Origin of the sequence: Aeromonas sp. QDB20, assembly GCF_027707805.1 — a bacterium.
GTDB lineage: Bacteria > Pseudomonadota > Gammaproteobacteria > Enterobacterales > Aeromonadaceae > Aeromonas > Aeromonas dhakensis.
Window position 1 is genome coordinate 1 of the sequence record NZ_JAPCJC010000005.1, and the last position, 22,937, is coordinate 22,937.

Sequence of the window (22,937 nt, forward strand, 5' to 3'; positions counted from 1 at the left end):
AGGCAGCCTGTCAAGGTATTCGAAGAGTACCGTCAGGCGGCATAGGCGAGTGTCGCACTTCGAAGTTGAATTCGCGAGCATCAGGTTCATCACCTCGTCGATGGCGGCCATGTCCATGTCGCGACTGGCATCCATCATCCGTACCTTCATATAGTCATACAGAGCAAAAAGATCCTCTGGAACTTTACCATAAGAAAGATCCAGAGAGTCCTGTAAACCGTTGATGATGGCCATGGTCTTGGAGATGGACTGGGACTTGGCCTCGAAATCACGACGTTCGATGGCACCACGGGCCTGGGCAAGACGCTCGAGGCAACCCTGCATCAACAGCTGGATCACCCGGTAGGGATCTGCCACCGCCAGCTCGGACTGCAGATTCTGGGTGGTGTAAGCCTTGATATTTTTCCGATACATAAGAGGCACGGCTCCTGACTACGTATTAATTCGTTTTGGTATTGAGCAGATTCAGATAAGAGGCCGACTTGTTCATCTTAGCCAGCATACTGTCCAGGCTGCCATAACGGGCCCGCAAGGTCTCCTGATACTTGGTCAGCTGGGCGGTAATATCCGACTCCTTGCGGCTTACTTCGCGCAGATCGGTATTGAGCGAATCTTCCCGTTTGGCCAACAGGCCACCGGTCTTGGAGTAGGTTTCCAGCTGGCTGGCCAGCTTGCCTGCAACCCCATCCTTGCCGCCAAACACAGCAACCACCTGATCAAAGTTCTTGTCGATGGCCTCGCTGAACTTGGTATCGTCGATAGACAATACCCCCTTGTTATCCATCTTGATACCCATCTGGAAAATCGTTGAATAGGTTGAGGATTTTTGTGAGGGCTCGTTGATAGCACCGCCCATCATGTTGATCACTGCGCGTGTTGTCGCATCACCAGCCAGCGCTCCACCATCATTTTGGTTTTTTCCAGCCACGATAGAGCTACGTTTGCCCAACTCATTACTCTTCTTCACCAGCGCGTTGTAACCATCGACAAAGCTTTTGACCATATCTTTGATACCGGCCTTGTCAGTGCTAATGTCAACCTTGTTCGAGCTGTAGGTCTTGACCGGATTGCCACCTACATCGGTAGAGGTCGTGCTATCCGACTCTCTGAGCACGGTCAGTTTGAGCCCGACTATGGTGCCATCAAAGGTATTGGTCGCACTCGTCAGGGCGTTGCCATCTACCTTGATCTTGGCATCCTGAGCGCTCTGGCTTTGGGTCAACTTGGACACCAGGTTGTCGGTCAACTCGGTGGTGCTGCCGGTGATCTGCAGATCCTTGCCGTCGCCGCTGACCCCGGAGTCGATCATCAGCTTGGATTTACCATCTGAGGTATTCATGATGTTGACGCTCAGACCGAAGTTGTCTGCGTCATTGTTGATGCGCTTTCGGATGGATTGCAACGAATCGCCAGCTTTGACGTCGACATCGAACATTTTATCGCCAGCCTTGAACGTCAGTTTCCCGTCCTGGGTGATGAGGGGGGTCGTCGACGAGTCGAAGGTACCGTCAAATTTACTGGACTTCGCCAATTGTTCGACACTGATGTCATATTGACCGTTGGAGGCCCCCGCCTTGCTCTCCACCTTGAGCACGGGTTTGTCCTTGTCCTGGGTAATGTTGATGGATCGCTTGTTGAACGCATCATCCTTCGCCATGGCCTGCAGAGTGGTCACGAACGAGGCGATGGCAGACTTCAGCTGCCCCACACCGGAGAGAGTGATTTGAGTGTTGGTCTTCTTGGTGGTGATGGGCTGCATCAGTTGTGCCTTTTTGGCATCGACACTGGCAGCAATCACTGACTCCAAATCGAGTCCGGAGCCGGCACCGGCAGACGTAATGGTGGGCATACTCTCTCTCCTCTTAATTTTTTCGTATCAGATCTCGTTATCGAGCAGCAGCCCGACCCGCGAACCGCCGCCGGATACATCACCCTCACGCAGATCCTTGATCCGCTTGCTGATGGCCAGCAGCTCCTCACTCGGGATCTGCCGGATCATTGACTTGGTCTCGGCGTCCATCACCTTGATGACCACCTGATCCAGATCATTCTCAACACTGAAATTGACAGTCCAACCTTGCAACTTGCTGAACTCCTGCAAGTTTTGGACCTCATTTTCAATATCGGCATTGGATACACCCTGTTTGGCGATTTTTTCACCACCCAGAGCATCCTGCTGTCTTTTCACATCCTGTTGTGCCATCACCCGCTGCTCTTCCGTCGTGCCAGATAGCACTTGAGCGGCCGATTGGCCGCTCTTGCTACTTGACTGAAGAGAAGAAGGAGTGACCGATGACGGGATCCCAATTTCATTGGCCATATCGTCGCTCCTTTTACTTTCTCATCACTGCTTTTCTGTTAGCCCAGCAGGGACAGAGCAGATTGCGGTCTTTGGTTGGCTTGCGCCAGGATGCTGGACGCTGCCTGTTGCAGAATGTTCTGCTTGGTCAGATTGGCTGTCTCGGTCGCAAAGTCTGCGTCACGGATACGAGAACGTGCAGCGCTCAGGTTCTCGGACACATTGGACTGGTTGCGAATGGTCGAATCAAACCTATTCTGAATCGCACCAAGCTCTGCCCTCTTTGAGTCCACAGCTTTAATCATGTAATCCAAGTTAGCCATTGATTTCTGTGCATTTAAGGCGCTTGTTATAGATTTAATATCAGTAAAAGACACATTGCCCGTAGTGGCTTTTGTCACTTTAAAAGCATCATTAGTCGTTGTGTCAGCAACCACTGTTGCTTTGCCTGTTGTCCCACCAGCGATGCCACTTAGAGTAAACGCAAATTTATCTAATCGAAATGAAATGGTTTGACCAGCATCAGCACCAACTTGAAACGTGCCTTTATATTTACCATCAAGTAAATTTTGACCGCCAAAAGTTGTATCTTTGGAGATACGATTTATCTCTGTATTTAATTGCTTATATTCAGCTTGTAATGCTACTCGATCATCCGAGTTGTTGGAGCTGTTAGCCGATTGTTGTGATAACGTACGCATACGTTGCAACATGTTGGTAATCTCATCCATTGCACCCTCTGCCGTTTGCGCAACAGAGATACCATCATTCGCGTTACGGTTACCCTGATCTAACCCGTTGACTTGTGAAGTCAAGCGGTTAGAGATCTGCAAACCAGCAGCATCGTCCTTGGCTGTATTGATACGCAGACCGGAAGCCAGTCTGGTATAGGACGTATCCAGGGACTTGTTGGTGTTCATCAAGTTACGCTGGGCGTTCAGTGATGAAGTATTCGTGTTGATATACATGGCCATAAAATATTCTCCCGAAGAACATGCGACTGCGGGTTGCGCCGCCAAAGCGGCGTCCCACCGTTAGAAGAACAGGTTGAACGAGCCTGATTCTTCTGGCGGGTGTCTGTTTGAACGAACAGGCCACCCGCAGTAGTGCAAACGTTGGATTCCGAACACCCCTCGATTGCTTCATCTTAGTTAGCGGCAACATTCACATAAGCTTTAGGAAAATTGTTGCCTAAAGCGGCAAGTTTTATCCGGCAAGCGGCAAGATGGTGGCAAGCCGTCCCCAGTGCTCGGGAGTGCGCCCTAACGCTGGTGCGAAGGAGATGAAATCAGAATGTTGGCACAGTTTGTGCTTTCTATGGTGGAGTGGCGTCAATTTGACGGCACAATAAAAAGAGGCCGGTAAACCGGCCTAAAACGAGCATACGCTCAGGAGAATATGACCAAGCGTGACAGAACTGAACAACTGGACAACACTTGGCATTGCATACTACATAAGTAGTAGAGAAGCATTTCTCTCACGATAGAACAGAGTGCGACCCGAACACCCCTTTGTTCCATCTCTTGACCAGGGCGGCCTGAACAACCGCCCTGTTTTCTTTTGTTAGCCTTGTAGTAAGGAAAGTGCAGACTGCGGCCGCTGGTTCGCCTGAGACAGTATGGTCGAGGCTGCCTGCTGCAAAATGTTCTGCTTGGTCAAGTTGGCAGTTTCAGTGGCAAAGTCAGCATCACGGATACGTGAGCGCGCAGCGCTGACATTCTCAGACACGTTAGCCTGATTACGAATGGTAGAATCAAAACGATTTTGTACTGCGCCCAAGTCAGCCCTTTTACTATCAACTGCTTTAATCATAAAGTCTAGGTTAGCCATTGATTTTTGTGCATTTAATGAGCTGGTAATTGACTTGATATCACTAAAATTTACATTCCCTGTAGTTGATTTAGTTACCTTGAAAGCATCACTAGTGGTCGTATCAGCAACTACTGTTGCTTTACCTGTAGTACCACCAGCAATTCCACTTAGCGAGAATGCGAATTTGTCTAGTCTAAAAGAAATAGTTTGCCCAGCATCCGCACCGACTTGAAAAGTGCCCTTGTACTTACCATCGAGTAAATTTTGACCACCAAACGTTGTGTCTTTTGCAATACGGTTAATTTCTGTATTCAGTTGTTTATACTCAGCCTGTAATGCCACTCGGTCATCCGAATTGTTGGAGCCATTGGCGGATTGCTGGGACAGGGTACGCATTCGTTGCAGCATAGAGGTGATTTCCTCCATGGCGCCTTCGGCGGTCTGGGCGACGGAGATACCGTCGTTGGCGTTGCGGTTGCCCTGATCCAGACCATTGATCTGGGAGGTCAAACGGTTGGAAATCTGCAGACCGGCGGCATCGTCTTTGGCGCTGTTGATGCGCAGACCGGATGCCAGACGGGTGTAGGATGTATCCAGAGATTTGTTGGTGTTCATCAGGTTACGCTGAGCGTTGAGCGATGAAACGTTCGTATTGATATAAAGACCCATGACTATTCTCCTAAGCTATTAAATTTACTATTTAATTTGCTCGAACTTTATTGTCTTTCCTGTTCGATGCTTCTTATTTAACGGCCTCTTTTTCGATGTCTTTAGCATTATTTTCAACGCTTCATCGCATTAACGCCGCTTACCCTATATATCGGCATGTTCCGGCTGAACTTGAGGAAAAAAGTGCCCTGTTTTGCTCATTGAATTCATCAGGCTTGCGACAACGGGCCGGGCGCAGGTCTATGTCCACCTCCCCTGCGACATGACGCCGCTCAGATGCATCGCGCTGGCTGGTGCCATTGCAGCCGAGAAAAACTGGGTCTGGCTCCCACTTCTTGCAGGCAGCCATTGGTCAGACACCGCAATCCCCCCTAAAATCGCGGCCCCATCAACAATTGGACGTGAGTTGTTCTCCATGCAGACACTGGTTGAGCAGATTGTTTACATCAGCGACATGTTTGGTACTGCGGTATTCGCGTTTTCGGGCGTACTGGTGGCGGGTCGTCTCAGGATGGACGGTTTTGGCGTCATGGTGTTGGCAGCGGTCACCGCCATCGGCGGCGGTACCATCCGCGACATGATACTGGGGGCCACCCCGGTCTTCTGGGTACGGGACCCTCTCTACATCTGGGTGGTGATCGCCACGGCACTGATCGGCATGTGGATGGTCAAGCTGCCCCGTCGCATGCCTTGGTACGTGTTGCCGGTCGCCGACGCCTTCGGGCTGGCGCTCTTTACCGTGATCGGAGCACAAAAAGCCCTCAACTTTGGTACATCGGGACTGATCGCCGTATTGATGGGCACCATGACAGGGGTGGCCGGCGGCATGATCCGTGACGTGCTGGCCCGGGAGGTGCCCATGGTCTTGCAAAAAGAGATCTATGCCACCGCCTGCATCCTGGGGGGGATCCTCTATACTCTGGCGCTGGAGATAAACGTGGATCAGGTGACCGCCATGCTCATCTGCATGACGGCGGTGTTTGGTTTGCGGGTGGCCGCCATCTACTGGCATCTGTCACTGCCTACCTTCTCGCTGCAGCGCAATTGACCTCACAACCGGCGTCAGGTCGCACTCCCGGCCCGGTTGCGTTGAACCAAGCAGGCTTTTCTGTTGTCATAGGATGCAGTGTTGTAAGCCGGAATCCCTCATGCAAAAACTTGGACTCATCGCATCACTGTTACTGATGAATGTGGCAACGGCGCAGGCTGAAGCTCAGGTACTGTTTGGTCGGCTCGCGTCCACCCCGGTGCAGCAGTTCAACCAGCAGATCCGTCAGGCAAGCACCGCCCAGCAGAGCTGGGTCAATGACTATCGTGAAGTGGCCCTGCGTTTCGTCGGCCACAGCGACATACCCAGTCGCATCCAGGCGCAGCAGCTGGACAACGATCTGGTACTCTCGGTAGCCCTCGATGGCACCAAGAGCGACATGATCTACATCCTGACCCTGTTTCGCAGCAACAACCTGTGGCAGATGCGCCAGGCGGAAATGGGATGGCGCTGTCAGGGGCAGTCCACCTTTACCCCGGTCCCCTGCCCTTGAGCCTCAACCTGCAAGTGAAATAAAAAAATCCGGCACATTGGCCGGATTTTTTTATGCACGCAGGAACGTCACCTTACGGACGGTACACCTTGACGTTGGCAAAGCCCTTCTCTTTCAGATAGAGCGCCTGCAGCTTGCTCATCACGCCGCGATCGCAGTAGAGCAGGTAGGTCTTCTCCTTGGGCAGATCACCAAAGGCGGTAGCCAGCTTGAAGAAGGGGATATGCATGACCTCACGCCCTTCCACCAGCAACGGCTTCTCGTCGTGCTCATCCATGGAGCGGATATCGAGGATCACCTCGTTGTCACCACTCTCGGCGGTAGTCTCCACTTCCTGCACTTCGGCAGCAGTCTCTTCACCGATGCGACGAATGTCGAGGTAACGGGCCTCGGCCACCACCTTGTCCAGAATGGCGAAGTCGAAGTTCTCCTCTTCCGCCTCGATGCGGGCCAGATCGGCCTTCACGGTCGGCTTCTTGGAGATGACACCGCAATACTCCGGCATGGTCTCGGCGAACTCCAGGGTACCGATGCGGCGCGCTTCGCTGATGATGTCCGGCTTGTCCCAGGTGATGAGCGGGCGCAGGATCACCTTGTCGGTCACTCGGTCGATGACGTTCAGGTTGGTGAGGGTCTGGCTGGAGACCTGACCCACGCACTCGCCGGTCACCAGCGCCGGGATCTGGAACTCGTCGGCCACCTTGGCGGCGGCACGCATCATCATCCGCTTGAGCACCACGCCCATCTGGCCGTTGTCGATCTTCTCGAGGATCTCGGCCACCACAGGCTCGAAGTCCACCGCGGTGAAACGCACCCGGTGGGAAGAGCCGAAGCGGTTCCACAGGTGATAAGCCACCTGCTTGACACCGATCTCGTGAGCGGCACCACCCAGATTGAAGAAGCAGTAGTGCACCCGGCAGCCGCGCTTGATGAACTGGAAGGAGGCCACGCCCGAGTCAAAACCGCCGGAGATGAGGCTCAGCACATCTTCCTGGGTGGCGATGGGCATGCCACTCAGCCCCTGGTGGATGGCGCTGACGATGAACAGCTCTTCGCCGTCGATCTCGAGGTTGATCTTCACATCCGGGTTCTTGAGGCGCACGCCGTTGCTCACGCAGTGCTGGTTCAGGCCACCGCCCACGTAGCGCTCCACTTCGAGAGAGGAGAACTCGTGCTTGCCGTGGCGCTTGGCGCGCACGCAGAAGGTCTTGCCCTCGAGCTGGTCACCCCACACGGCTTTCACCTGCTCGAAGATGTCGTGCAGGTCGGTAAACTTGCTGGCTTGCACCTCGAGGAAGGCCTGAATGCCGGGAATGCAGGCCAGGGCTTCGATGGCCTGTTCACGGAATTGGTCATTGCGGGAGCTCACGATCAGCTTGTCCCAATCCATCCGCACCCGGGCATCGTCGTCGAAGCGGCGCAGGACATTGCGGATATTGCCCTGCAGGATCTTGATAAAGCGCTGGCGAACCGACTTGCTCTTGATGGTGATTTCCGGGAACAGCTTGATAATGAACTTCATGGTAATGACTCGGGTGACCTTGATTTAAGGGCGCGAATTATATCAGAACTTTGTGGCCAGCGCCTACTGGATGAGCGTTTGCTCACATTCCCCCACGCAATGTTTGCCGCAGCGAGGCAATCTTGCGTATATTCCCGAACCTGCGCCCTGGCAACATTCCTGACCACAGACCCATTCGATGAAGACCTATATCTACTACCCCGGCATGGAAGTGCGCGACGAGCTGTGGCTCAAGTTTGCCCTGCTCTATCTGGAGCGGCTCGCCTTCGTCTTCACCGTCAGTGAGAAGAGCGGCCTCACCGCCCTGCTGCAAACCCTCGAGCAGGAGACGGATCTGCTGGCCGAGCGGCCGGATGCCGCCTTCTTTGCCGCCATCACCCCCCAGATAGAGAGTCAGATTGCCGGCCTTGTCGCCCCCGACTTCGTGCGTCACAAGGTGTTTGGCAACAAGGAGCTGATCGGGCGCTGGCGCACGCCGGCCAACCACGACTGTTTCTGCCCGGCCCAGGCGGGGCTGGAGCGGCTGCACGGCTTTTGCCTGACTCACGGTTTTGCCAGCCGGGAGGAGGGCGGGTTCAGGATGGCGCGCCGCTTTGCCAACCTGCTCTCCATGCGGCTCGCCCGCGAGTGGGCACTCGCCAATGAGGGGGCCCTCATCACCGATCACGACTATCTGGACCGGCTGCTCCACCTGCTCGAATCGCGCTATCACAACCGCGGTGGCCAGGATTGCTTCCATCTGGAGATCCCGCTGCAAGTGCCCACTCACTTGGCCGACATCCCGTTTGCAGAGCTGATCGCCCTGCGCAGTCGCAGCGGCTTTCGCCAGCAGCTGGCCGAGTTTAATCAGGCGCTCGATGCCCTGCTCGCCATGCTGGGCAGCGGCTACGCCGAGCCCGCCATGCTGACCCGCTTCGAGCAGGCGCAGCAGGGGCTCAACCAGTTGCTGGGGCCGCAGACCCAGAGTCTGCCGCTCACCACGCTCGTCAGTACTGGCTTACCGGCCATGGCGATGATCCATCGCCTCAAGGCGAGCCACCCGGACAGCAAGCTGGTGTTTCACTCCATCAAGAAGAGCCACTTCCACCAGCGCAAGAGTCAGCACTTCTTCACCCGGCTGGGGCAGGTCAAGCCCTGACGCCAAGACGGCCTGCCGAGGATCGACAATCCGCTGACGGCATCGGAGTCATCCCCCGATGTCGTCAATATTCTGACCCCCCAAAAACAGGCGCCTCCCCTCAGGAGGGATTTTCCAAGCGAAACTCGATGCGATCGCTGTTACCCGCCTCGTCCACCACCACCAGCTGATAGCGACCCGCCTCGCTCAGCACCTGATCCCCGTCCCAGCGCAGCCGCTGACCGTTGAGAAACCAGGCCGGTTTGCCGACGCCCCCCAGCACCTTGGGCTGCAGCCGATAGCGTTGGCTGCGAACAAGGTTGCCCTCTCCCAGCGCCAGGATGCGAATGGGAGCATGCAGCTCGGTGCTCTGCCCCTCCCCCGCACAGTGGCTTGCCAGCAGCACCTGGCGCCGCTCGCCAGGCCCCCGCCACGGCTCCAGCGACAATGGCCAGAGCGCCCGAAAACCGGATTGCGCCGCATCCTGACAGCGGCTCAGAGTGGGTTTTCCCTGAACGGTCAACGCAACCTGGCGCAGCGGCGAAGGCCAATCCATGGGATCCGGCAAGGTGGGGGGATCGCGCCCTTCCAGCAGCCAGGCGCTCTGGCGCTGCAGACAGGCCTCAGGCAGGGTCGCGCTCGCCTTGCGCCCCAGCGGCCAGCAAACTTCGGCCTCGCTCACCGTATTGGGTTGTGCCGGCAGGGGGCTGCTGTCAGCCAACCGCGAGTAGACCGAGAGCAGCAGCGGCACTGCCGCGCTCTGGCCGTAAAAACCGGGCATGGGGGTGCCGTCGGGGCGCCCCAACCAGACGCCTATGGTCCAGCGACCAGAAACCCCCATCGCCCAGCTGTCGCGATAGCCATAGCTGGTGCCGGTCTTCCAGGCCAGTCGGTTGACCCGGCCGGTCGCCTCGCTGGCAAAGGGCTGATCCGCCCGCCCCTGCACGCTCAATATCTGCCAGATGATCCAGGCTGCTCCCGGACTCAGCAAGGGGCGCGACACCGCCTGCTGCCCCGCCAGCCAGACCGGCATAGCTACCTGTCCCTCACGGGTCAGCGCACTGTAGAGCGCCACCAGCTGCTCGAGCCGAATGCCTGCCGCCCCCAGCGCAATGGCCGGATTGGGTTTGTCGGAGAGTGCCAGTCGCACCCCGGCGTTGTCGAGACGGCTGACCAGTTTGTCCGGCCCAAGCGCCTCCAGCACCTGTACCGCCGGCACGTTGAGGGATTGCTGCAGCGCTTGGGCCAGGGTCACCGGCCCCTGAAAGGCGCCGGAAAAGTTGGCGGGACGATAGTCAGATCCCAACCTTGGCGCATCGGAGAGCAGGGAGGCCGAGTGCACCAGCCCCTCATCCATGGCCAGACCGTAGATAAAGGGCTTCAGCGTAGAGCCGGGGGAGCGGATCGCCTGCACCATGTCCAGATAACCGTGGCGGCGCAAATTGCCATACTCGGCACTGCCCACATAGGCGCGCACCGCCATGGTTTTGTTATCTACCAACAGCAACGCCGCTGAGGTCTGCTCCGGGAAGCGACGGATATAGCTCGCCACCCGTCCCTCCAGCCAGCGCTGCAGATCCCCGTCTATGGTCGTGTGCACCAGCGCCCCGGCCTGATTGTCGGCGGCGAGGCGGGCAAAGAGCGGTGCCTCCATCGGCGTGAAGTGACCGCGGGCCAGCACCGGCTCGATGCGCCCCTCCAGCCACACCTCCTCGGGCCAGACGCCCTGCGCTACCAGCCGCTGCATCACTTTGTCGCGAGCCGCGCGAGCCCGTTCGGGGTGCCGGTCCGGCCGGTTGCGGCTGGGAGCCTGCGGCAGCACCGCCAACAGCGCAGCCTCGGCATAAGTCAGCTTGGCGGCGCTTTTGCCAAGGTAGGCAAAACTTGCCGCCTGCACCCCCTCCAGATTGCCGCCAAACGGCGCCCGGTTGAGGTAGACGGTGAGCAGGGTGCGCTTGTCGTAGTGCCACTCCAGCTGCAGCGCACGGGCCATCTGACGCAGCTTGCCGGGCACGCTCCTGTGATAGGGCTCGATAAGGCGGGCAACCTGCATGGTGAGGGTCGAACCGCCCGACACGGCTCGCCCGTAGCGCAGCCACTGCCAGACCCCGCGCACCATGGCCACCGGATTGACCCCGGGATGACGCCAGAAATGGCGATCCTCGTAGCCAAGCAACGCCTCGATATAGCGGGGGGAGACCTGCTCCAGGGTCACGGGGTAGCGCCACACCCCGCTGGTATCGGCAAAGGCGCGCAGCGGTCGCCCCTTCATGTCGAGCACCACCCGCGCGTAGGCCGGGTCGAGTGGCGGCGGCGGAAAAATACGATCCAGCGCCAGCAATGACAGGAGCAGTGCTACAACGCCCAGCCCAGAAAAGCGCAGCCAGCGCGGCAGACAGCCAAGCCAGCGCCCGCCAGCGCGGCCTAATTTCAGCCAGCCACGCTGCCAGAAAGTGAGCGGGCGAACCCGCTCAAGGGAGGGGTCGTTGCCCAGAGAGCGTCTGCGACCCATCAAGCGCCAGCTACTCAGAGATAGTTACCTCGTGGATATCCTCACCCACGGCCCTGAGCTCGGGGCGGTACATATCCTCCACCTGGGTCGGCGGCACCTGATAGCGGCCCGGCGTCACCGCCCGCATCAGGTAGACCAATTGCTGGTTGCTTCCCTCGCTCAGATCCAGCGCCGCCGTGTAGCGGTCATCGCGAAACTCCTGATGCTTGAGATAGTCGTTCCACTCGCTCTGCCACGCCGGTTTCCCCTCGATGGAGAGCTCTTCGAGCTTGATGCTGTTGCCAAGGGCCGGGTTCTCCAGCTCGAAGCCAGCGGGCAGCATCTCCACCAGCAGGGCATCGGGCACCGCCGATTCACTGCTGACGTTGAGCCGCACCACCACCAGATCGCCGACCTTCACCTTGGCGGGATCAAACGGCTGACCATCGCTGTTGAACCAGCTGCGGGTCACGCTTATCCCCTGACTCAACCGGGTAGGAGCCTTCTCGGGGTAACCTACCAGAGTGCGCTGCACATAGAGGGAGCCCTTGCCCTCATTGGTGACGGTACTCGCCGCCAGTGCCTCGGGGGCACCCTGCTGCAACGGGGCCGAACCACTCAGGGATCCACTGCCAAGCGAGGAGCTCATCCTGGCCTGCCAGTCGACGGCCGGATCGAAGCGGGCGAGTCGCAGCAGGGCGAGCCGCTCCTGGGTGCTGAGCCACTGACGGTGAGCCAGGGTATCGGCCACCTTGGCACTGAGAGCGGGCCAGCGATCCGCAGCCAGCTTGTGCTGGCGCAGCAAGGAGAGCTCAAGAGCTCCATCGCGTAACTGTGAACCGTAATCCCCGAGATAGTCATCACCGCGCTCGGTCCCTAGCGCCCGGTTGAGGGCCTTGGCGGCGTTCTGCTCATCCCCCATGGCCGAGAGGGCCAGCGAGAGGTGGAGCAGCGGCAAGCCGGAGCGAGTGTGATCGGCCTGCTGCTCCCAGATAAGGCGCAAAGTAGCGAGCGGCGCCTTGCCCACCCGGGCCAGCACATAGGCACTGTAGGCCTGATAGGCCAGCCGGCTGTGCTCGGGTGCACTGCTCCAGCGCTCGCCATACTGACTGTCGGTAAGATAGCTCTGCAACCGGTTCAGCGCCTGATTGAGCATCGCCTCCGGCACTGCGTCGCCCGCCTCCTTGCGCGCCAGCAGGTAGTCGGCAGCATAGGCGGTGAGCCACTGCTCCTCGTCGGAGCGGCCATCCCAGAGGCCAAAGCCACCGCTGGGCAGTTGCAACCGCTGCAGCCGTTGCAGCAGGGCGCGTTGCACATCCGCCTCACTCGCCGCCTTCTTGCCCTCTGCGGTTTTGCGCCAGGCGGCCCGCTCATCCGCCGTGGTCAGCAAGTAAGGCCAGGCACGGGACAGGGTCTGCTCCAGACAGGCGTAGGGGTAGTCAGCCAGCGCCTGCCACTGGGCTGCTGGATCCCAGGGAGGGGTGCCGGAGAGGCTGAGCAGCCCCTGCAGATTGCTGCGATCCAGACCGGCCAGCTCGCTTGGCGCAAAGCTCATCTGCTGGCCGGGGGCCAGCATCTGGTAGCGCTGGCGCGTCTCGGCCGGCCAGGGGGAGCGCAGCGGCAGAGTCCAGTCACGGCTGATGGCAAAATCCTTGCCGCTGGCCGCCAACTGCAGGCTTGCCACGCCGCTTGCCCCGGTAACGGTGAGTGGCAGGGTCAGCCACTGCTCCTCGCCGTTTTTCAGGGCCAGGGTGCCGGGCAGCTCACCGTTTGCCTTGAGCCCGCCGTTGAGGGTCCAGACAAGGGAGAGGGCCTGATCCTCGCCACTCATGTTGCGCAGCTGCACCAGCGCCCGGGTCTCATCCCCTCTGGCGCCAAAGCGCGGCCAGCCGATCTCGGCCACCAGGGGCGCCACCACCTTGACGGCGCGCTCGGCCTCGCCGACCTGCTGTTCGTTCCAGGCCAGCGCCATCAGCGCCAGCTCGCCGTTGAAGTTGGGCAGATCGAGCGGGATCACCGCCTTGCCCTGTTCATCGAAACTCACCTCGCCACTCCACAGCGCTGCTATTTCGACCCGGCTCTCCAGCGCGCCGCCCTTTTTCAGCGGCGCCCGGTCGCCCCCGTAGTTGAGGCGAGCCAGCTTGCCATCCTGCGGCGGGATCACCTGGCCGTAGTTGTCGAACAAATCCTGGGCGAAGCGCTTGCGACCAAAGAAGATCTCGAACGGGTCGAGGGGCTGGTAGTCGCTGATATTGAGCACACCCCGATCCACCGCCGCCAGCACCACCCGCCCCTGACTGTTGGGGGTGGAAGTGGCGGTCACCTCCAGCCGGGTGAGCGGCACCGCTTTATCAGGCGCGCTCAGGGTAAGCGGCAGACGGCGCGCTTCCCGATCCAGGGTGAGCGGCACCAGACCGACCGAGCGCAGGCTCTGCCCCTGCTGCTTGCCAGCCGGTTTGGAGGCGCTGTCTGGCGCGGCGATCTGGGCCGAGATATGCAGGTCATGGCGCTGCCACTCGGGGCTGACCGGGATCTCGAACTCGCCGCGGGCATCCTTGGCATCGCCACCCTCCCCCTTGAGCTCGATGCGCTGCCACCAGCGCAGGCCGTCGCCATCTTCCACCAACAAGAGCCCCTTGCCGGGGCGCGGGGCAACCAACGTCACTTTGGCCTTGTCACCCGCCTGATAGGCGCGCTTGTCGAGGGTGATGGCAATCTTGTCGGGCCGAGCCTGCTCGCCACCGCCGCCCCAGGCGTAACTGCCTATTTCCACCCGCAGGCTCGATTGATGGCCCTGGCTGTTCTCCACCTCCAATCGATACCAGCCCGCCGCCAGTTGCAGCGTGAGCGGGGTCGGCCCCTTGCCATCCAGCTGCAGGGTCTGCTCCTGCTCCAGATAGGGCTGACTGTTGAACTCGTACTTCCACCCCTCACCATCGGCGTAGTGCCAGTAGTAATCGCGGTACTCGTTGATAAGGCGCACCTTCACCGCTCCCGCCACCGGTTGACCTTGCGCATCGAGGTTGAGGATCTGGAAGGGGAGCGGCTTGCCCCCTTCCACCCGATCCGCCACAAAGTCGGCCTTGAGCGCCGGCCACTGGCTGCCCGCTGGCCAGCCATACTGGGTGCGGTTGCGATTGACGGCGCGGCCACCGGGTTCGGAAAGCGACACCCGATAGGCCACCTCCAGCGGCCCGAGAGCACTCACATTGTCGAGCTCATCAGCAAGCGAAAAAGCCCCCTGCCCCTGCGCATCGAGGGTGAGACTCAGCGGTTCAAGATCCTTGGCCTGCTCGGCGAGCAGCACGTCACCCAGAGTGAACTCCTGCCACTGGGTAAAAGGCATGGTGGCGCGGCTGATTTTCACCTCCGCCTTGGCCTTGGTGGCGCTCGCTGGCGCGCCATAGAGATAGTCCCCTTGCAGTGGCAGAGTGAGGGCCGCGTCCAGATCTGTGACTTCCCCATCCGGCCCCTTGCCAAGCTGCAGTTTCAGCCGCTCCGGCAGAAATTCCTCCACCAGAAAGGGCCACTCGAAGCGACTGCCGGCGGCGGTCTTGAGGTTGATGGTCCAGCGCCCCAGCGGCGCATCATCCGGCAAACGCAGACCGTAGTGGGCGGCGCCAAGGCTATCGGGCAGCAGCCGTTTCTGTTCGAGCAGTTGGCCGTCCGGTTGTTTCACCTCCAGCTCCACCGCCATGCCCGGCAGCAGCTGGCCATCTTGGCCCTTGAGCAGGATCTCGCTGTCGAGCCGCTCGCCGGGACGATAGAGGTCGCGCCCGCTGAACAGATAGAGCTGCTGAGCCTGCCAGGGCTGGGTGCCGAGATCGAAGGTGGAGAGATCGAGCGCTGCCCCATCGAGGCGCAGCACCGCCAGATGGTTGCCCTGCTCGGCCAGCAGCAGGCGGGCCCCCTGCACCTGATCGAAGCGGCGATGGCCCTGCGGATCGGTGGTTTGCACCTTCAGCCGGTTGCCCTTCTCGTCGAGCAGGGAGAGCTGCACATCCTTGAGCGGGTCGGCGCTTGCCAGGGAGCTCACGAACACCTCCAGCTGATCGCGGTAGCGGCGGGCACTGAGCCCCATGTCGCTCACCGCAAAATAGGTGGTCTCCTTGCGCCAGTCGTAGTTGCCAAGGGGCGACATCACCGCAAAGTAGACGCCAGCCTCCGCCAGCTGCGGCTCCTTCACATTGATAAGGCGGGTCTCGCGCCGGTTAGCATCGAGCTCCAGCGCATAGCGGCCGCTGAACACCCGCTTGGCCCGCTTGGTGATCTGCTCAAGCTCCCAGTTGCCCATGCCAGCACCGGGGCGATACTCGGCCAGAAAGCGCGGCAGATATTCCGCATTGACCCGAAAGAAGTCGATATTGACCTCATCCACGTTGACTGCACTGATGGGCAGGCGCAGCTCGTCGCGCAGCGGTAATACCATGCCGCTGGCGGTAAAGGAGGCTCCCGCCTCCAGCGGCCGGGTCTTGAGGGTCCAGCGCTGGGGGGATGGGCCCAGCCCCGCCTTGAGGCTCACCTCGTAACTTTTATCGGGCTGCACGTTCGGGAAGTAGAGGGTGCGGCCATCATCGGCCAGGATCCACTCCCCCTGCACCTGCTTGCCTCCCTCACTCACAGAAAGCCAGCTCTGCCACTTCGCCTTGGGCACCAATGGGCCGGAGAAGACCAGCGCCAGCGCCGGGGCATCCCGATATTGACGGGCATTGGCCTGCACTACAGAAGTTGGCGCCCCTACCTCCTGCTGGGCAGCTGGCGGTGTGGTCGGCTCATTGGCGACAGGCTTGTCGGGGCCGCAGCCGCTCAGCAGCAGCGCCGTGAGCCCCGCCAGCAGCAGGGCCGGCCAGCGGCGCCCGGGGATGGCCACCTGTTGTGGTGAGGAACGAGAGAAGCGAGGGTGAGAGTCGACGCGGCGCATAAATGTCATCCCTGATTGGCTCGCTGCCAGTGCAGCGCAATAGCCAACAGGATAAGGGATCAGGCTCGCTTGACACAAAGCTCATTGCGTTAAAACGCCGGCGGCCCCCCGCCAGATGCAACAGCGCCGACCCTGGGGTCGGCGCTCGCTTGCGGCTGTGGCGGGTTACTCCATCACCGCCATCTGCCAGGTCTTGAAGCCGCCGGAGAGGTTTTTCACCTTGAAGCCGTGCTGGCTCAGCAGGCGACAGGCCACGTGGCCGCGCAAGCCCACCTGGCAGCTGATGAGCAGCTCTTTATCCTTGGGCAGTTCATGAAGGCGATTGCGCAGCTCATCCAGAGGAATGTGCATCGCCCCCGGAATGCGACCCAGCTTGTCGAGCTCGGGGCCATTGCGCACGTCCAGCACCTGCTGATGGGGGTGACGAGCCTCTACCTCGGCTGCGTGGCAGAGCAGGGTATCCCCCTTCAAGTGGTTGCTGGCCACAAAGCCCGCCATGTTGATCACGTCCTTGGCCGAGCCGAAGGGCGGTGCATAGGTGAGTTCCAGATCCTGCAGATCGAACACGGTGAGACCGGCGCGCTGGGCCACCGCCAGCACGTCGATGCGCTTGTCGACCCCGTCCTTGCCGATGGCCTGGGCGCCGTAAATCTTGCCATCGGGGGCAAACAGCAGCTTGAGGCTGACCGGGTGAGCACCGGGGTAGTAACCGGCGTGGCTGCCCGGGTGGACATAGGCCTTCTCGAACGGCAGCCCCAGCTGCAGCAGCCGCTTCTCGTTCAGCCCGGTGCTGGCCACCGCCAGATCGAACAGCTTGCAGATGGCGGTACCCTGGGTCTTCTTGTAGGTTTCGGCGCGGCCCAGCATGTTGTCGGCGGCGATGCGCCCCTGCCGATTGGCAGGCCCCGCCAGCGGGATCAGCACAGACTCGCCGGTGACGAAGTCGGTCTCCTCCACCGCATCCCCCACCGCATAGATGAAGGGATCCGAGGTGCGCATGGCGACATCCACCTTGATGCCGCCGCGGGGCCCCAGGTCCAGCCCCGCCTTGGCTGCGAGCAGGGTCTCGGGCTTGACGCCGATGGCCAGGATCAGCAAGCCGGTATCGAGCCGGGTGCCATCGCTCAGGGTCAGTCGCAGCCCACCCCGTTGTTCAGTGGCCACGGCAGCAGTTTTTTCCGCTAGCACATCCAGACTCTCGATGGCGGAGAGGCCGGTGCGCAGGCGCAGGTCGATCCCCTCCTCCCGGATGCGGGCATGGAGCATGTTGGCCATCTCCTTATCCACCGGTGCCATCACCTGATCGGAGAGCTCCAGCAAAGTGACGTCCAGCTTGCGCTGGTGCAGCGCTTCCATCATCTCCAGCCCGATGAAACCGCCCCCCACCACGGTGACATGGCGCGGCTGATCGTGCGCCAGCGCCGCCAGAATGCGATCCATGTCGGGAATATTGCGCAGGGTGTGCACACCCGGGCTGTCGATGCCGGGGAAGGGAGGCCGGATGGGGGCCGCGCCCGGGCTAAGCAGCAGCACGTCGTAGGGTTCGCGCCGCTCTTCACCGGTCAGCAGGTTGCGCACCAGCAGGCTCTTGCCGGCCTTGTCTATCTCGATGACGTCGTGAAAGACCCGCACATCCACGTTGAAGCGGCGTTTGAAGCTTTGGGGGGTCTGCAACAGCAGGGCATCCCGGTTGGGGATGTCACCACCGATGTGATAAGGCAGCCCGCAGTTGGCGAAGCTGACGAACTCGCCCCGCTCGAACATCACAATTTCCGCCTCTTCGCTCAGACGGCGGGCTCTGGCGGCGGCAGACGCGCCCCCCGCTACCCCGCCTACAATCAGGATCCGTTTCATCAGCAAGACTCCAGTCAACGACAAATTGACATTAAATTAGTATTTTCTAATTTAGATTTCAATGAAATTTTGTTTGCACCAATTTTGCAGTATTCTTGCCACCCGACAGTCGTTCAACAGGATGTTATCAGTTCATGTCGTCAACCGCGCTCAGTCATCTCTCTTCTGCCAACCAGACACCGCTGTTCTTTCGTCTGGACGTGCGCAGCCAACGGCTGGTCGCGTTGACCGATGTGATGCAAACCCCGCTCTACTGGCTCGATGAGCCCAGAGGCCCCTGGCCGGCCCAGTTGCCGGATGCGCTGCGCCTGCCTATCGAACAGTTGCTGGCCAGCGGCCATGGCGGCAAGCTGGTACTGCGCTTTGCCGGCCAGCAGTGGCATATTGCCCTCTCCCACGAACAAGATGCCTTCTGGCTCATCTGCCTGCAGACCCTGCGTCAGGAGCCGGTGGCCGACCTGGCACTGCAACTGCCGCGCCTGAGCCAGATGGCGAGCCAGCAGCAGTTTGCCGCCATGCTGGAGGCCCTCAAGGAGAGCCTGGGGGCCGATCGCCTCATCCTCTGGCACTATCAGGCCAACGGCCCCCTCGGCAGCGAGCAGCTGACCCCGGTCTTCACTCTCGGTGCCGACGAGGTAGCCGCCATTCGCGGCGACAGTCGCTACATCCGCGCCCTGCGCACCCGCAAGTCCCTGAGCTTTTCGGAAGCCGCGCACCAGCCCATGCTGAGTCATCACTACTATCTGGCCAATGCCGGCGTGAGCTCGCGTCTGGACGGTGCCTTGCTGGAGCAGGAAAAACTCATCGGCGTGCTGAGCCTCGAATACCTCAACGCCACCCCGCTGAGCGAAGAGATGCTGCAGCTGGTGCGTCATAGCGCCCAGCTGCTCGGCCACTGGCAACCGGTGCCGGAACCGGTCCAGCCCGCCGTGCTGGCGATGCCTGCCGAGCTCACCCTGCTGACCGGCATCGCCTATTGCCGCGCCCTGGTGCGCTGGGCCATGAGCGTCAGTGGCGCGCGCATCGGCTGGATCGGCGAGTACCAGCCACGCGGTCAGGATCTCTGGATGATCCCGCGCTGCGTGCTGGAAGGGGAAACCTTCTCGGTGCTCAAGCCCATCCAGATGGACCCGGGCCCGGGCCAGGAGCTGTTCCAGCACGGCCAGGCTGTCTATGTGGAAGACCTGCCCCTGCGCTATCCCCAGGCCAGCCAGCTGCTGGCACTCAATGCCCCCGTTTATGTCGGCATTCCGCTGCACGGCTCGCAGGGCGCCCCCATCGGCCAGCTCACCCTGCTGCTCGACACGCCGCTGGCCGACCCCATGCCGCTGCTCGACGCTCTCAGCAGCCAGCACGAACGGGCCGCCGTCGAACTGCAGCGGCTGGCCGCCGACGAAGCCTTGCGGCTGGCCGAGGTGGCCTTCAACACCCACGATGGTCTGCTGGTGATGGATCACAAGGGGATCATCCTCAAGGTCAACAACTCCTTTACCCGCATCACCGGCTTTGCCGACGATGAGATGATCGGCCAGCATATCGTCCGGCTCAGGCCCACCTACTATGGCGATCACCTGGCGCAGGATGTGCGCGAGGCGGTGGCGGCCCAGGAGTTCTGGATGGGCGAAGAGCGCTGTCTGCACAAGGATGGCCACCTCTTTCCGGTGCGGCTGATGGTGAGCGGGGTGCAGGATGAGCACGGCGAGATCAGCCACTATGTCTGCAGTTTCTATGACATCAGCCAGGAGAAGGAGGCGGCGCGCCACATCGAGCAGCTCGCCTACTACGACGATCTGTGCGGCCTCTACAACCGCCGCAGCCTCAACGACATCATGCAGCGCACCCTGCAGGAGGCCAGCGGCCAGTGGGGCGCCCTGCTGCTGGTGGATCTGGACAACTTCAAGTCGATCAACGACTCCCTCGGCCATGCCTGCGGCGATCTGCTGCTGCAGGCGGTGGTGGAGCGGCTCAAGACCCTGCCCCAGGACAACCTAGTGCTGGCCCGCATCTCGGGGGACGAGTTCGCCCTGCTGTTCAGCGCCCTGGGCCAGGGTTATGTCACCGCCAAGATCCTGGCAGAACACTTCGCCCGCGAGCTGATGGGGCTGTTTCGCATCCCGTTCGACATCGAGGATCACAAGCTGCACTGCAGCGCCTCGGTGGGGATCAGCCTCTTCTCCAGCGAGGACAAGGATCACCTGGTGCTGATGCAGCAGGCCGACACCGCCACCCACATGGCCAAGCGATCCGGCCAGGGCAACTATGTGTTCTTCAGCGAGGCGATGGCGGAGAAGGAGAAGAGCAAGCTGGCGCTCAACAACCAGCTGCGCGATGCCCTGCGCCACCACGAGCTGCAACTGCACTACCAGCCGCAATACCGGGTCGACAACGGCGCGCTCTCCGGCATCGAGGCGCTGCTGCGCTGGCAACGCAGCGATGGCAGCATGGTGCCGCCGGCGGAGTTCATCCCCATCGCCGAGGAGACCAGCCTCATCCAGGACATCGGCTACTGGGTGATGAAGACCGCCTGCGCCCAGTACAGCTTCTGGCTCAACCGCGGGCTGGCCATTCCCCATCTGTCGGTCAACGTCAGCGCCCGCCAGTTCCACACCGCAGGCTTCGTGCAGCAGGTGGAATACATATTGCGCGATACCGGGGTGCCCCCCTCCCGCCTGCTGCTGGAGGTGACCGAATCCGTGGTGCTGGAGAACCGGCTGGAGAGCATCGCCAGGATGCGCCAGCTCAAGGAGCTCGGCATCCTGCTCTCCATCGATGATTTCGGCACCGGCTACTCGTCGCTCGCCTACCTGCGCGACCTGCCGGCGGACGAGGTGAAGCTCGACAGAAGCTTCATCCAGACCCTGGTGCACAGCGAGCAGGACAAGGCCATCGTCAAGGCGATCCTGGAACTGGCCAAGGTTTTTCGTTTTACCGTCACCGCCGAAGGGGTCGAGGACGAAGAGCAGCTCGCCATCCTCAAAGCCCTCGGCTGCCAGCATTATCAAGGCTTCCTGACCAGCAGGCCGCTCACCGCCAAAGCCCTCGAGAGCCTGCTGGGTGCCCCGGCTCCGGGCTAAACATGTAGGATTTATAGGGCTTTATGTAATAAAATAACGGCCTGCTCGAATCATTGGAGTCGTCTATGTCTGTCATTAATCGGATCCCTGCTGTCGAAGTCAGCGGCACCGCCGCTGAAACCAGTGTGACCACCGATACATCCGGGGTCATTGGCCGGATCCATTCCGTTGAAACCTGCGGCACCGTCGATGGCCCCGGAATACGCTTCATCGTGTTCATGCAGGGTTGCCTGATGCGCTGCAAGTACTGCCACAACCGCGACACCTGGGACACCCAGGGCGGCCGCGAGGTGACAGTGCCGGAGTTGATGAGCGACATCACCAGCTATCGCCACTTCATGAATGCCTCGGGTGGCGGCGTCACCGCCTCCGGTGGCGAAGCCATGCTGCAGCAAAATTTCATCGCCGAACTGTTCGCCGCCTGCAAGGAGAAGGGCATCCACACCTGCCTCGATACCAACGGCTTCGTCCGTCACTACGACGAACAGCTCGACAAGGTGCTCGACAATACCGATCTGGTGCTGCTCGACATCAAGCAGATCAACGACGACAAGCACATTCCGCTGACCCACGTCAGCAACAAGTACACCCTGGAGTTTGCCCGCTACCTGGCCGCCAAGGGCAAGACCATGTGGATCCGCTACGTGGTGGTACCGACCTGGTCGGACGATGACGAGAGCGCCGAAGGGCTCGGCCAGTTCATCGCCGAGCTGGGAGAGTGCGTCGAGAAGGTGGAACTGCTGCCCTATCACGAACTCGGCAAGCACAAGTGGGACGTACTGGGCGACACCTATGATCTCACCGGGATCAAGCCGCCCAGCAAGGAGACCATGGACCGCGTCCAGGGCATCCTCGCCAAGTACCACAACAACGTCAAATACTGATAGCTCAGGGGCTGGCCGGGAAAACGCCGGCCCCTTTCACATCGGGCCTCGCCCACCTGCATGCCGTCACCGGACAAGGATCTGCCATGAGTGAAGGACAAGCCGCCGCCCTGCTGCTCTGGGTACTGCTGCTCACATTCAGCCTGCGTGGCACCTTGCTGCGCACCCTCCACGACAATCCGCTCTACCAGCACCTCTGCCTTGGCGGCGCCATCGTGCTGGTGCCGCTCTGGACCCTGCGGGCCGGCCTGCACGACGGGCTGGAGGTGCACTTTCTCGGCCTCACCAGCCTGACCCTGCTGCTGGGCTGGCGCCTCGCCCTGCTCGCCCCCTGCCTCACCCTGCTGGTCCTCTCTTACTTCGGGGTCATCCCCCTGGCCGACATCGGCTGGCAGGCCCTCATCGGCGTGGCCCTGCCGGTCGCCACCACCTGGCTGCTGTTTCTGGCCAGCTGGGCCTGGCTGCCGCGCCACCTGTTCGTCTATCTGTTCGTGGTGGCCTTTCTTGGCGGCGCCCTCTCCATCTCGGTCAAGGTGGTGGCCAGCGCCCTGCTGATGGGTCTGAGCGACACCTATCCCTGGTACACCATCAGCGCCGACTACCTCTCCATCTGGCCACTGCTGCTCTTCCCCGAAGCCCTGCTCAACGGCATGACCATGACCCTGCTCGCCATCTACCGCCCCCACTGGGTCAACACCTTCTTCGACCGGGAATACCTGGGCCGCTGAGGGACACGCAGCGACAAAAAAGCCC

15 protein-coding genes are annotated in these 22,937 nt (G+C 60.6%); 6 read left to right on the top strand and 9 right to left on the bottom strand.

Features of this window, described 5'->3' with window-relative positions; all coding sequences use genetic code 11:
* The 5 genes from fliS to flaA form a co-directional block, all read right to left on the bottom strand.
* The coding region (fliS, locus tag PG897_RS07420; protein ID WP_270828830.1) for a flagellar export chaperone FliS at positions 1-414 on the bottom strand (414 nt) is incomplete at its 3' end.
* Positions 415-439: 25 nt separating this feature from the next.
* Entirely contained in the window at positions 440-1,849 is a 1,410-nt protein-coding gene (fliD, locus tag PG897_RS07425; protein ID WP_024942780.1) for a flagellar filament capping protein FliD, read from the bottom strand.
* 27 nt (positions 1,850-1,876) lie between these two features.
* Entirely contained in the window at positions 1,877-2,320 is a 444-nt protein-coding gene (locus PG897_RS07430) for a flagellar protein FlaG (protein ID WP_024942781.1), read from the bottom strand.
* Positions 2,321-2,358: 38 nt separating this feature from the next.
* Positions 2,359-3,273, bottom strand: coding sequence for a flagellin B (gene flaB / locus PG897_RS07435; RefSeq protein WP_024942782.1), 915 nt, complete (start codon positions 3,271-3,273; stop codon positions 2,359-2,361).
* Positions 3,274-3,862: 589 nt separating this feature from the next.
* A complete protein-coding gene (gene flaA / locus PG897_RS07440; RefSeq protein ID WP_024942783.1) occupies positions 3,863-4,780 on the bottom strand; it encodes a flagellin A in 918 nt (305 codons plus the stop codon).
* 415 nt (positions 4,781-5,195) lie between these two features.
* On the opposite strand from flaA, the gene PG897_RS07445 reads away from it, so the two are divergent.
* Together PG897_RS07445 and PG897_RS07450 are read left to right on the top strand one after the other, a co-directional pair.
* Positions 5,196-5,828, top strand: coding sequence for a trimeric intracellular cation channel family protein (locus PG897_RS07445; RefSeq protein ID WP_005299661.1), 633 nt, complete (start codon positions 5,196-5,198; stop codon positions 5,826-5,828).
* 136 nt (positions 5,829-5,964) lie between these two features.
* Positions 5,965-6,321, top strand: coding sequence for a hypothetical protein (locus PG897_RS07450; RefSeq protein ID WP_010634335.1), 357 nt, complete (start codon positions 5,965-5,967; stop codon positions 6,319-6,321).
* 73 nt (positions 6,322-6,394) lie between these two features.
* Here PG897_RS07450 and thiI read toward each other — a convergent pair whose 3' ends face one another.
* Positions 6,395-7,843 (bottom strand): tRNA uracil 4-sulfurtransferase ThiI, encoded by a 1,449-nt coding sequence (gene thiI, locus PG897_RS07455; RefSeq protein WP_010634336.1) that lies wholly within the window; start codon positions 7,841-7,843, stop codon positions 6,395-6,397.
* 178 nt (positions 7,844-8,021) lie between these two features.
* On the opposite strand from thiI, the gene PG897_RS07460 reads away from it, so the two are divergent.
* Entirely contained in the window at positions 8,022-8,981 is a 960-nt protein-coding gene (locus tag PG897_RS07460) for a hypothetical protein (RefSeq protein WP_201885059.1), read from the top strand.
* 100 nt (positions 8,982-9,081) lie between these two features.
* Here PG897_RS07460 and pbpC read toward each other — a convergent pair whose 3' ends face one another.
* From pbpC to PG897_RS07475, 3 genes are all read right to left on the bottom strand, one after another.
* Positions 9,082-11,472, bottom strand: coding sequence for a penicillin-binding protein 1C (gene pbpC / locus PG897_RS07465; RefSeq protein WP_024942786.1), 2,391 nt, complete (start codon positions 11,470-11,472; stop codon positions 9,082-9,084).
* A 10-nt stretch (positions 11,473-11,482) separates the two neighbouring features.
* Positions 11,483-16,372 carry an alpha-2-macroglobulin family protein gene (locus PG897_RS07470; RefSeq protein WP_024942787.1) on the bottom strand — a complete coding sequence of 1,630 codons (4,890 nt, stop codon included), beginning with the start codon at positions 16,370-16,372 and terminating at the stop codon, positions 11,483-11,485.
* Positions 16,373-16,537: 165 nt separating this feature from the next.
* A complete protein-coding gene (locus PG897_RS07475) occupies positions 16,538-18,226 on the bottom strand; it encodes an FAD-dependent oxidoreductase (RefSeq protein ID WP_024942788.1) in 1,689 nt (562 codons plus the stop codon).
* Positions 18,227-18,360: 134 nt separating this feature from the next.
* Here PG897_RS07475 and PG897_RS07480 point away from each other — a divergent pair, with 134 nt between their 5' ends.
* The 3 genes from PG897_RS07480 (at position 18,361) to PG897_RS07490 (ending at position 22,912) form a co-directional block, all read left to right on the top strand.
* Positions 18,361-21,300, top strand: coding sequence for a sensor domain-containing phosphodiesterase (locus PG897_RS07480; protein ID WP_201881735.1), 2,940 nt, complete (start codon positions 18,361-18,363; stop codon positions 21,298-21,300).
* 65 nt (positions 21,301-21,365) lie between these two features.
* Positions 21,366-22,184: a pyruvate formate lyase 1-activating protein gene (gene pflA / locus PG897_RS07485; RefSeq protein WP_017765948.1), complete on the top strand. Its 819-nt coding sequence runs from the start codon at positions 21,366-21,368 to the stop codon at positions 22,182-22,184.
* A gap of 86 nt (positions 22,185-22,270) precedes the next feature.
* Positions 22,271-22,912 (top strand): energy-coupling factor ABC transporter permease, encoded by a 642-nt coding sequence (locus tag PG897_RS07490; protein WP_024942790.1) that lies wholly within the window; start codon positions 22,271-22,273, stop codon positions 22,910-22,912.
* The last annotated feature ends 25 nt before the right edge of the window (positions 22,913-22,937 follow it).